At 62.9% G+C, this 11,173-nt stretch carries 9 protein-coding genes and 2 tRNA genes; 6 read left to right on the plus strand and 5 right to left on the minus strand.

All coding sequences use genetic code 11. The annotated features are described in order from the left end of the window. Positions 1–13: 13 nt before the first annotated feature. The 4 genes from ACP7BV_RS09950 to ACP7BV_RS09965 form a co-directional block, all read right to left on the minus strand. Entirely contained in the window at positions 14–2,635 is a 2,622-nt protein-coding gene (locus ACP7BV_RS09950) for a PKD domain-containing protein (protein WP_426103653.1), read from the minus strand. A gap of 147 nt (positions 2,636–2,782) precedes the next feature. After that, positions 2,783–3,679 carry a recombination-associated protein RdgC gene (locus tag ACP7BV_RS09955; protein ID WP_426103654.1) on the minus strand — a complete coding sequence of 299 codons (897 nt, stop codon included), beginning with the start codon at positions 3,677–3,679 and terminating at the stop codon, positions 2,783–2,785. Between the two features lie 135 nt (positions 3,680–3,814). Continuing rightward, positions 3,815–4,993 (minus strand): DNA polymerase IV, encoded by a 1,179-nt coding sequence (dinB, locus tag ACP7BV_RS09960; RefSeq protein WP_426103655.1) that lies wholly within the window; start codon positions 4,991–4,993, stop codon positions 3,815–3,817. 109 nt (positions 4,994–5,102) lie between these two features. Further along, positions 5,103–5,792, minus strand: a complete 690-nt coding sequence (locus ACP7BV_RS09965; protein WP_426103656.1) for a TetR/AcrR family transcriptional regulator — start codon at positions 5,790–5,792, stop codon at positions 5,103–5,105. A 296-nt stretch (positions 5,793–6,088) separates the two neighbouring features. Here ACP7BV_RS09965 and ACP7BV_RS09970 point away from each other — a divergent pair, with 296 nt between their 5' ends. Next, positions 6,089–7,000: a lipase family alpha/beta hydrolase gene (locus ACP7BV_RS09970; protein WP_426103657.1), complete on the plus strand. Its 912-nt coding sequence runs from the start codon at positions 6,089–6,091 to the stop codon at positions 6,998–7,000. Between the two features lie 9 nt (positions 7,001–7,009). Further along, a complete protein-coding gene (locus ACP7BV_RS09975) occupies positions 7,010–7,930 on the plus strand; it encodes a lipase secretion chaperone (RefSeq protein WP_426103658.1) in 921 nt (306 codons plus the stop codon). 189 nt (positions 7,931–8,119) lie between these two features. Here the strand turns inward: ACP7BV_RS09975 and ACP7BV_RS09980 are convergent, their stop codons facing one another. Beyond that, positions 8,120–8,956 carry a S8 family serine peptidase gene (locus ACP7BV_RS09980; protein ID WP_426103659.1) on the minus strand — a complete coding sequence of 279 codons (837 nt, stop codon included), beginning with the start codon at positions 8,954–8,956 and terminating at the stop codon, positions 8,120–8,122. A 210-nt stretch (positions 8,957–9,166) separates the two neighbouring features. Here ACP7BV_RS09980 and ACP7BV_RS09985 point away from each other — a divergent pair. The 4 genes from ACP7BV_RS09985 (at position 9,167) to ACP7BV_RS10000 (ending at position 11,153) form a co-directional block, all read left to right on the plus strand. After that, positions 9,167–9,242, plus strand: a tRNA-Val gene (locus ACP7BV_RS09985). 47 nt (positions 9,243–9,289) lie between these two features. Further along, positions 9,290–9,366 (plus strand) — tRNA-Asp (locus ACP7BV_RS09990). Positions 9,367–9,555: 189 nt separating this feature from the next. Further along, positions 9,556–10,038 carry a cyclic nucleotide-binding domain-containing protein gene (locus ACP7BV_RS09995; RefSeq protein ID WP_426103660.1) on the plus strand — a complete coding sequence of 161 codons (483 nt, stop codon included), beginning with the start codon at positions 9,556–9,558 and terminating at the stop codon, positions 10,036–10,038. Then, complete coding sequence (locus ACP7BV_RS10000) at positions 10,038–11,153, plus strand: AI-2E family transporter (RefSeq protein ID WP_426103661.1); 1,116 nt, start codon at positions 10,038–10,040, stop codon at positions 11,151–11,153. Before ACP7BV_RS09995 ends, ACP7BV_RS10000 begins: the two co-directional genes overlap by 1 nt. Positions 11,154–11,173 lie beyond the last annotated feature (20 nt).

The raw sequence follows: 11,173 nt of genomic DNA on the forward strand, positions 1-11,173 counted from the left end.
AATCCAGGACGATTTAGCGCGTCAAGACATAAAACTTCGCGCCAGCGCCAGTCGACAGGCTGGTGACCGTCTGGACCAGCGCTACCTGCTTGCCCGTCGAGCTATGGTAGATCTGGATGCCATAGCTTTGCTGGCCGGCGATCAGCGGCAGCGTCAAGTCGGTGTCCGGCTGGAACAAGGCGCCGACGTAGCGCTTGTAGCTGGACTGGTAGGTCTTGCTGTTGTAATCCGGGTAGCTGCCTGCCACATAGGACATGACCAGCGTTTCCTCATTGTGCGCCGAATGGCTCAGCGACTGCATCATGCCCGTGTACGATAGCCGGCCGGCGGCAACCAGGGTATCGGTACGGTAATAAGCGCCACTCGATGTGAACAGCAAGTCGTCGTTCTCGCTCAGGTAAATAGACGACACATAGTCATAGTTGTAGGCTGACGAGCCGGTGTTGCCAACCTTGCCGGTCAGCGCATCGATATCGGCGTAGTACATATAACCGGACGAGGAAGACGCATACAGGTAGGTGCGATTCTTCAGCCCCGAATACACGCCGCGGTAGTTACCGTACAGCGAAGAACTGGTCGAGCCCAGCGTGCTGGTCAGGTCCACGCCGGTACGGCCGTCGATCACGGCCACGCCCGTCCCGTACGAATTGTAGTTGGAGCGCCCCAACAGCTGGACGATGGCGCCATTGTTGACCAATGCTTCGCTATAGTTTTGGTCGGTGCTGGTCGAATGCAGCAAGGTGCCCGCTTCCAGGTCCACCAGCGACACGATGCCTTCTTGCATCACTACCGCCAGTTTGCCGTTCGGGCTCAGGCTGACTGACTTGCCGGGAAACGGCAGCAGGACGGTTTTGATCAGGCCAGTGAACGAATCGACGATCTTGACCGTATTCGGATTGGTCGCCAGGATGACCAGCTTGTCGAGGCCCTTGCTATAGCGCGACTCCAGCGGCGCGAACGCCAATTCAACATTGGCCGCAAAAGCGCTCAGCGCGCGCACGGTGACATACGCAATATTGCTGTGCACGCCATCACTGACGGTCAGCGACAACACGTAATTGCCGGCCAGATCCGGGGTGAACGACAGCGCCGGCGACGACGGCGCGGCAATGGCGGCGCCCGAGCCGGCCGGGGCCGAATCGACTGCCCAGGCGTAGGTCAGCGCCGTGCTGTCGTCGTCAAAGCTCATCGCGCCCGACACCGTTGCCGTGCCGCCCACCAGGACGGTGGCAAAACTCTTGTCGGTCACCGCGACCGGGGAAAACGTGCCGGCCTGGAAGGTCATCGATTTTTCCGAGAACGCGCCCGACGGGTCCGTCACGCGCAGCAGCACAACATAACTGCCGGCCAGGTCGGTCGTCATCTGGACCGTGGCGCCGGTCGTGGCCGACAAGGCTGCCGCGCTGGCGGCAGGTTTGCCCGTCAGGCTCCAGGCGTAGGTCAGCGTGTCGCCATCGGCGTCGACGCTGCCCGCGCCGCGCAGCGTGACGGCGGTGTTGAGCGGCAGGCGCACTGCCGGGCCGGTCTGGATCGCGGCCGGGGCGGCGTTGGTCGAAATGGTGGCGAACGGGCTGCGGTTATTCACGGTAATCGTGGTCAGGTAAGAGCTCAGCGCACCGGCACTATTGGTGGCGCTCATCTTGACCACATACTCGCCCAGCAGGTCCGGGATGATCTGGCTGGTGTAGCCGGTGGCGCTGCTCAGCACGGCATTGCTGCCGGTCGGCTTGCTCACTACGCTCCAGGCCATGCTCAAGGCACCGCCGTTCATATCGTAGCTGCCGTAGCCGTCGAGCGAGACGATATAACCGGAGTTGACATTGAGCTTGCCATTGCCGGCGGCGCCCGGGGCGACGGCCGACGACACCACCACCGTTTGCGGGGCGGTATTGTCGACATTGAAAACGTAAATGGTGTCGCTGTAGGCGCCGCGCTCGTCCACGCCATGGGCGCGCACCTTGTACAGGCCGGGCAAGTCAGTCACGAAGCGGCTGACAGCGCCATCCACGGTCAAGCCGGCCAGGCTGTTGGACGGCTTTTCCAGCAGCGTCCAGCTGGTCGTGACGACGTCGCCGTCGGCATCTTTGCTGCCGCGCGCGTCGAGCACCACGATCGCGCCGGCGTTGAGCGACTGGGTGGGGCTGGTCGTGGTCACGCCCGTATAGGCGGCGGTGATGACGACATTGGTCACCGGCGCGGCATTGTCGCGCACCAGGATCGTCACTTTTTTCTCTGAATAAGCGCCCTTGCTGTCGGTCACGCGCAAGGTGATGACGTAGATGCCGGCCACATCGGGCACGAGCGTCTGCTTGACCGCGGTGTCCGCGGCCAGCACCAGCGCGCTGGTGGCAGGTTTGCTGGTGATCGACCATTTGTAGGTCAGCGCGTCGCCGTTGGCGTCGGCGCTGCTGCTGCCGCTCAGGATCAGTTCACCGCCCGTATTGGCGCTGACGTCCGCGCCCGAACCACCGGCCTCGACCATCCCGGACAGCAGCATGGTCGTCACCGGCGGCGTATTGACGGCCGCCGGCGCGTCATTGCCGCCGCCGCCGCCGCAACCGGATACCAGGGCGGCCACCAACGCCGCACCCATGGCCCAACGGCCGCTACGGCCCAGGAAAGTCGAAATGAACATGTGTATTTAACTATAAGAAATAAATGGAAGGCGGATCATACCTTAACCATTGTTTAACAAATAACTTTTTTAAACCCAACGGTTAAAAAAAAGCCCGGAAGCTTGCGCGTCCGGGCCGATCATGGTTTTTTCGTTACTTTTATTACATCACGCCTTGGCTTCGCCGCCCAGCGCTTCGACCAGGTCGGTCATCAGCTTGGACAATTCGCCCGTCATCAGCATCATGTCATTGTCAAAACGCTCTTCATCGTTGCGCGTGCTGGCGTCGCTTTCCTTGATCACGTCCAGCGGCTTGATGCCCTTGATCGCCAGCGATTCGGTCAGCACGAACGAGATCTTGTCGTTCCACGTCATGGCAAGGCGCGTGCATTGCTTGCCGGCGGCGATGTGGCGGCGGATATCGTCCACTTCCAGCGCGTGCTTCACATAGCGCACGGCCGCCTTGCTCTCGCCGGTGGCGCGCAATTCGGTATCCTGGTCGACCGTAAAGCCGACCGGCGCCTCGTCCGTTTCCAGCCAGGCCGTCATCACGGCCACCGGCGAGCGCTGCACGCGCAAGCTTTCCAGCGGCATACGGTCGACCGCTTTCAACAGCAGCTTGATGACTTCATCGGCCTTGCCCGGGCTGGCCGCGTCTATCACCAGCCAGCCGTTGACCGGATCGATCCAGGTCCAGACATTGCTGCGGATGCTGAACGCGCGCGGCAGCAATTCGTCGGCCACGCGCTCCTTGAGTTCCTTCATGGCCTTTTTGCCCGGCGCGAAACCCTGGGCTTCTTCCATCTCGGCAGCCTTGGCCTTGGCGACCTGGTTGATCACCGAGCTTGGCAGCAGCTTTTTCTCGGTGCCCAGCAAGATCAGCATTTGTTTGTTGACCACGTGAACCAGGATGCCGTTGCCGCGCGGCGAATCCCAGCCTTGACGCAGCAATTCGTTGCTGTTGGCCGGCACGAAGCTCTGTGGCGCCAGCGCCGCTTCGAGTTGTTCAGGGGTAAATGCCCATGGTGCGGGCAGGCGATAAATCTGAAGATTCTTGAACCACATGTGCGTTTGCCTTGTTTCAGTCGATATTTCCAGCGGAACGACATTTTACACGGTCGGGTAGGCGAACCGGCAGGTGCGCTTGTCCAACTGTGGTGCCGTCGAATAACTTTTTAACGCATTCGTTGTTGACTTCACTCACACCGATGGGAACAGTTCCGCCTGCGCATTGCCGCCGGCATCAAGGCCGGACAAGTCGGTCAGCGTCGACATCCGCACGCCCAGCAGCCGGATCTTTTTTTCAAACGGGACGCGCCTCAGGCAGTCGCGCGCGGCCTTGAGGATGGTCAGCGGGTCAGCGGTGTTGCGCGGCAGCGTGATGTCGCGCGTGACGGTGGTGAAGTCCTCGAACTTGAGCTTGATGCCGACCGTCTTGCCGGCCAGCGCATGTTTTTTCAGGTCGTCGGCCACGCGCTCGCACAGCGCCTCGAATTTGGCCGACAGCACCTGCCGGTCCGTTACCACTTGCAAGTCGCGCTCGAACGTCACCTCGCGGCTGACCGACTTGGTTTCCGAGGTGGTGCGCACTGGGCGCTCGTCCACACCGTGCGCCACGCGCACCAGCCACGCGGTATAGACTTCGCCGAAGTGGGCGCGCAGCAGGTGCACGTCGGCGCCGGCCAGGTCGCCAATGGTGGCGATGCCCAGGTTGTTGAGCTTTTCGCGCGCCTTTGGTCCAATGCCGTTGATCTTGTGGGCTGGCAGCGGCCACACGCGCGTCTGGACGTCTTCGGGCGACAGGATGGTCAGGCCGTTCGGCTTTTCCAGGTCGGAGCAAATCTTGGCCAGCAGCTTGTTGGGCGCCAGGCCAATCGAGCATGACAGGCCCGTGGTGTGCGACACCAGTTCCTTGATTTGTTGGGCGACGGCGGGGGCGCGCGCGCCGAACTCGGTCAGGTCGATGTAGATTTCATCGATGCCGACGTTTTCGATGATGGGCGCCACGTCCGCAACGGCTTGCTTGAACATGCTGGAAAACTTGCGGTAGGCGTCAAAATCGGTTGGCAGCAAGATGCTGTCCGGGGCCAGCTTGGCCGCCTTCATGATGCCCATCGCCGAAAACACGCCGAGCGCGCGCGCCTCGTAGGTGGACGTGGTGACGACGCCGCGCCCGACATAGTCGCGCATCAGGGCGAACTGGCGCCGGCCGTCGGCCTGCACCACTGGATGCTGGTCGCGCCCGCCGCCGATGACAACCGCCTGGCCGCGCAGCTCCGGATACTTGAGCAATTCGACGGACGCGTAGAAGGCATCCATGTCGAGATGGGCGATGTAGCGTTGCGGCTCGCAGGCGGGGACGGGAGTGGGAAGGTTCACGATGGAGGCGAAGTACTGTGATTACATACAGTATCGCTTACCGCGCGCAATGTTGCAAGAGCTTGCCGTTTGCACCATCGTAGGGCGGAAAAGCGGCAGGCCTTATGCCCTACCTCAGGTGGCTGCGCAGGAACAGCAACACGCTGTCGGCAAACTCATCCACGCTGACCTTGGCCGCCTTGTACTTCCAGCGCTTGAGGTACCAGTCCTGGAACAGGGCCAGGATATGGGCGGCGATCAGCGTCGTATTTCCCTCGGGCAGCGGGCGCAGCTCGTCGAGCAACTGCGCGATCAGCGTCTGGATCGACAGCTCCGAGTTTTTCGCCATGTTGCGCTGGTCGAAATGGAGCACGCGCGAATCCATGTAGACGAAATAAAACCACGGCTGCAATATCTCGGACAAATAAATCGTCCCGCGCACGAGCGACTCGAGCCGCTCGCGCGGATCCTCGATGTGGGCAAACATGCGCGGCAGCTCGTAGGTTGTCTGGCGCACCACATCCTCGATCATCTCGGCCAGTTGGTCCTTGCCTTCGATATAGCCGTATAGCCCGCCCATCGACAAACCCGTCTCGCGGCACAGGTCGCGCAGGCTCATGGCGCGAAAACCCACCTCGTTGGCGAGCCGGAACGTCGCGACGAAGATTTTTTCCATGTTTTCAAGCGCCGGCTTGCGCCGCTTGACGCCAATGCGCTCGGCATGGCGGTCGACCAGATAGGCCCAGATCGTCTCACCGTTGAGCGGCGTCATGGTCTGGAATTGATCGAAGTCGAAACGTCTGGACTGGATACTTGCCATATTGCGCTCGCCGTGGCCTTAAGTTGGTTCCCAGAACGATTATATCGCTTTAAAACCACAGATAAGTTCTGGTCAGAAAAGAACGAGCGCACTTATTGCGCTGCGTCATGCTTTTTACGGAATAGGGTGCTAAATTCAAAAAACCGAGCGCTCGCTCTAATTTGAAACATAATTTCCAGGCTTGCATGAGCGGAAAGATCTGGTGAGCTCGGTAACACGAAGGAATGTGCGGCTTGAACCGCACAACTTCAGTTCCAGTAGTCGACTTCAATTCTAAAAAACCATCAGGAGACAAAATGAAGAATCGCTTTTGGAAGTGCGCATCCGTAGTCCTCGCAGCAGCGCTCGCCGTGCCTGCCCCATCCTGGGCACTGGGTTACACCCAGACCAAGTACCCCATCGTCCTCGTTCACGGCCTGTTAGGCTTCGACAACATTGGCCCCGTCGAGTATTTCTACGGCATTCCCTCATCGCTGCGCAGCGGCGGCGCGACGGTCTACACCACCAGCGTGTCGGCCGCCAACAGTACCGAAGTGCGCGGCGAACAGCTGCTGTTCCAGGTCAAGCAAATCATTGCCGCCACCCGCCTGGAAAAGGTCAACCTGATCGGCCACAGCCACGGCGGGCCGACCAGCCGCTATGTCGCCTCGGTGCGTCCCGACCTGATCGCCTCGGTCAGCTCGGTGGCCGGCGTGAACAAGGGCTCCAAAGTGGCCGACATCGCGCTTGGCCTGGTGCCGGGCGTGACCAGCACGCTGGCCAACGCCGTGGCATCCCTGCTCAGCTTTTTGTCGGGCAGCGGCGGCCTGCCGCAAAACGGCCGCGCCGCATTGACCTCGCTGTCCACCGCCGGCACCGCCGCCTTCAATGCGCGTCATCCGGCCGGCCTGCCGACCACGGCCTGCGGCGAAGGCGCGTATGTCGTCAACGGCGTGCATTATTTCTCCTGGAGCGGCGGCAAGAGCTGGACCAACGCACTCGACGCGCTGGACCCGATCTTCCTGCTCACCGGCGCGGCCATCGGCGAAAAGAACGACGGCCTGGTCGCCAGCTGCAAGAGCCACCTCGGCCGCACCATCCGCGACGACTACGGCATGAACCACGCCGATGAAGTCAACCAGCTGATCGGCATCGTCAACCTGTTTGAAACGAGTCCTGTCACGGTGTTCCGCCAGCAGGCCAACCGCTTGCAGGCACTGGGCCTGTAGGGGCTTGCCATGGCCGCCTTGAGCAGATTGACCAAGCTGGGGGCGCTCTTGCTCGCCGCCGGCCTGCTGTATGGCATGTTCGCGCGGCCGGACCTTCCCGCGCCCGCGGACAAGGTGCGGCAGGAAGCCGATCCGTTTGCGTTCGTGCGCTCGATGGAGGGCACGCGGCCCGACGGCGACATCAAGCAAAGCGCCGACGGCGACCTGGTGGTGGACGCCGAACTGGGACACCTGTTCGACTACTACCTGGCCGGGCTGGGCGAGAAAGACCTCGGTGCGATTCGCGCCGAGATCGAACGTGAGCTGGACCGGCGCCTCAAGCCTGGTCCGGCTGCGCAGGCCAAGCGCCTGCTCGCCAGCTATCTCGAGTACAAGCGCGCGCTGGTCGACGTCGAGCAGCAGATGGTCGCCACCAGCGACATGGCCAAGTTGGCGCGCGCGCGCCTGGAGGCGACGCAAAAGCTGCGCGCGCGCTTCTTTACGCCGGCCGAGAGCGCGGGCCTGTTCGGCTTTAGCGACGCCTACGACCTCGATGCGCTGGCCCGCGTCGACATCAGCGTCGACCCGAAGCTGACGGCCGAACAAAGGGCCGAAAAGCTGGCCGCGCTCGACAAGAAGCTCTCGCCTGCGATGCGCGCGGAACGCGAGGCGCCCACCCGGGTCCTGCGGACCGAGGAAAGCGTGCAGAAAATGCGCGAACAGGGCGCCAGCGACGATGAAGTGTATCGGGTGCGGGCGGCCGCGTTCTCGCCCGAAGGGGCCAGCCGCCTGGCGCAGCTAGACCGCGAGGAAGCGGACTGGAAGCTGCGCATTGCGGCCTACAAGACCGACCGCGCCGCGCTGCAACCAGGCGCGGAAGCGATGCTGCAGCAGTTACGCAGCAAATACTTCAGCGAAGAGGAACAGCGGCGCTTGGGGGCATACGAGTAGCCGCGTTGTGGGTAGGCGCGTTGCAGGTAGCCGCATGTAAAGGCGCCAAGCGGCGCCGCGCAGGAAAAAAAGGGACGTGTGGCTAGCCACCCGTCCCTTTTCACATGCTTTTGTTACCATGTCAGCCGCAGCGTGTACTTGCCGCTCGCGGTGCCCGTACCGCCGCTGGCGGCGGGGTGCTGCCACCACTTAGTGCCGCGGTGGCGTCGACAATGCCCGCGCCGCAGCCGCCGCACGCCGCCGGAAAGGCGCGCGCGGTCGACTTGAAGGTGCTCTCGATCTGGTCGGCGTCAGACCCGGGGTTTTCGAGAGCATCAGCGCCGCGACGCCGGCCACATGGGGCGCGGCCATCGAGGTGCCCTGGAAAAAACCATAGCTGTCGGCGCCCGGCGTCGTGGTGCCGGCATTCAGGGTCGACAGGATGCCGCCGCCAGCCGTGCGCGCGTCGCCGCCGGGAGCGGCCACGTCGACCACGGCGCCATAGTTCGAGTAGTACGCCCGTCCCCCGGAGCGGTTGGTGGCGGCCACCGCAACCACGCCGGGGCAGTTTGCCGGGTTGGCGCCGCTGGCGTCGGCGTTCGAGTTACCGGCCGCGACCAACACCACCGTGCCGCGCGAACGGGCGCTGTTGATCGCGTTTTGCGAGGTGTTGGCGCAGGCGCCGCCGCCGCCTAGCGACATGTTGATCACGCGCGCCGGATTGGCGTTGGCGGGCACGCCGCTGACGGCGCCGCCGGAAGCCCAGATGATGGCGTCGGCAATGTCGGACGGGTAGCCGCCGCACTTGCCCAGCACCCGAACTGGGACGATTTTTGCGTTGAAGGCTACGCCCACGCCATTGTTGGTTTTGGCGGCGATCGAACCGGCGACGTGGGTGCCGTGCCAGCTGGAGTTTGATGCGCCCGAACCGGCGCCGCACTGGCCGGCGACGGTGGCGTCGCCCGGGTCGCTCGGGTCGGCGTCGCGCCCGTTGCCGTCGGCGGCCAGGGGCAATGCGGCGATCAGGGCCGCTACGCAGAGCTGCAACAACGATGGGCGATGCGAATGCTGTTCATGAAAAAGCAAAGGCGGCGCGCCATTCCCCACCATCCCCGGAGTGGACGGGGCATCAATGAAATTGAACAATTTTGGGTTTTTTTCGCAAAGCACTTGCGCACTTTGAAAAAAATAGTATATGATTCGGCCTCTTCAGACGAGGTGACAATCGTCAGATGCAGTCTTTGAATAGAAGTGTGCGGGCGCTTAGCTCAGTTGGTAGAGCGGAGCCCTTACAAGGCTTAGGTCGGGAGTTCGAGCCTCTCAGCGCCCACCAGATCAGAGACGGGGCATCATGATCAGCAGTACCGATCAGATTAATACGGAGTGGTAGTTCAGTTGGTTAGAATACCGGCCTGTCACGTCGGGGGTCGCGGGTTCGAGTCCCGTCCGCTCCGCCAGCATCAAGAAAAGGGCCCGATTCGTCGGGCCCTTTTTGCATTTGTCCATCCTCCTGCATGCCCGGCTCTCGCCTCGGCCCTACGCTCCTTGCCCGTGTGACGTTTTTAGCACCACGCGGCGCGAATCTGCTGCGCCGGCCATCCCCGTGGCGCATAATCGGACCTATCTACGTTCTTGCCGGAGCTCCCTTGATTTTTGGATTGTTCAAGCCGCAACCCCTGTCCCCGCGCCAGGCCAGCCTCAAGCTTTGTCCGCTGTTTGATTCGCTCACGCCGCTGGAACTCAAGATTGTCGACGGTCTCATGCACGAGCGCCGCTTCCTGGGCGATGAAATCGTTTTCGACGAAGGCGAGGAAGGCCAGGCGCTGTATCTGATCACGGCCGGACGCGTGGTCATCAGCCAGGCGCACGACAGCGCCTTTCGCATGGTCGCCGAACTCGGTCCCGGCGCCGTATTCGGCGACCTGGCGCTGCTCGACGATACGGCCCGCAACGCCCAGGCGCGCGCCGTCGGCCAGCTCGAAGTGGCAGTCTTCTTCCGCGCCGACTTTCTCGGGCTGATGGAAACGGACGCCAAGATCGGCTACAAGATCGCGCTCGCGCTGGCGCGCCTGATCGGGCAGCGCCTGCGCGAGTCGATGGGCGGCGCGGCGCTGGAGGAGGCGCTGTGATGTACGCGCGGCGCGCCGGGCCGGTGGTATGGGCCGGCATCATCGCGGCCACCATCGTGCTGCTGATGCTGCTCGAGCACATGATGTGGCTGGCGATCCCTTTCCTGTTCGGCACCATCCTGTACTACATCCTGCTCGGCCCGATGCAGCGCTTGATCCGCCTCGGCGTGGGCCAGGACCTGGCCGCGCTGACCGTGGGCGGCGGCTTTTTTGCGCTACTTTCACTGGTCGTGGTGGCCGCGTTTTCATGGAGCGATTCGGCCGCCGACTCGTGGCAGGCACTGATCGGGCACTATCTGGAGGGCGGCGTGGCCTTCGTGCGCAACTCGATGCACCTGCTAGAGGCGAAGTTCCCGGTGCTCGAACAGATCCACCTGACCTCGGTCGTCAACAAGCGCTTCAAGCTATTTACCGACAACTTCGCGCAGCAGCACCTGGCCGGCATCGTCGTCGCCACCGCGGGCTGGCTGCCGTCGCTGCTGCTGGCGCCCTTCCTGACGTATTTTTTCCTGCGCGACGGCGCCAAGTTTGAAAAATTCCTGGCGCGCGCGGTGCCCAATGCGTTCTTCGAGCGTACGCTGTTCCTGCTGCATGAAGTGGACCAGACCGCGCGCCGCTATTTCGTCGGGCTGATCAAGCTGACCATCATCGACACCATCATGCTGGCGCTCGGACTGTGGGCAATCGGCGTGACATCGCCCCTGGCGTTGGGGCTGATGTCGGCGCTGCTGGCCTGGGTGCCGTTTGTCGGCTCGATCCTCGGCTGCGTGATGGTGGTGGTGGTGGCCTCGACCGACGCGCCGGCCGACCCGCTGATCGCCTATAGCGCGATCGGGGTGTTCATCGCGGTGCGCCTGCTTGACGACTTTATCTTCATGCCCATGACGCTGGGGCGCAGCCTGCAGATCCATCCCCTGATGACGGTGGTGATGATTTTTGCGGGGGGCACCGTGGCCGGCGTGGCCGGCCTGATGCTGGTGCTGCCGATCCTGGGCGTGGTGATGGTGATCGGCGAGACGCTCGGGATGCTGATCACCGACCCGCGCCTGCGCGCCCGGCATCGCAACGCAATGGCGCTCAGGCGCAAGCAGGCCAGTGCCGATCTGGTCGATTAGCCCGTATACATCGTCCCCGG

The sequence above is a fragment of the Massilia sp. TSP1-1-2 genome (assembly GCF_049896185.1).
GTDB lineage: Bacteria > Pseudomonadota > Gammaproteobacteria > Burkholderiales > Burkholderiaceae_D > Telluria_A.

Coding starts and splice junctions, on each gene's coding strand:
- ACP7BV_RS09950 (WP_426103653.1), bottom strand. CDS start 2,635: ATGTTCATTTCGACTTTCCTGGGCCGTAGCGGCCGTTGGGCCATGGGT.
- ACP7BV_RS09965 (WP_426103656.1), bottom strand. CDS start 5,792: ATGGCAAGTATCCAGTCCAGACGTTTCGACTTCGATCAATTCCAGACC.
- ACP7BV_RS09975 (WP_426103658.1), top strand. CDS start 7,010: ATGGCCGCCTTGAGCAGATTGACCAAGCTGGGGGCGCTCTTGCTCGCC.
- ACP7BV_RS09970 (WP_426103657.1), top strand. CDS start 6,089: ATGAAGAATCGCTTTTGGAAGTGCGCATCCGTAGTCCTCGCAGCAGCG.
- ACP7BV_RS09955 (WP_426103654.1), bottom strand. CDS start 3,679: ATGTGGTTCAAGAATCTTCAGATTTATCGCCTGCCCGCACCATGGGCA.
- ACP7BV_RS10000 (WP_426103661.1), top strand. CDS start 10,038: ATGTACGCGCGGCGCGCCGGGCCGGTGGTATGGGCCGGCATCATCGCG.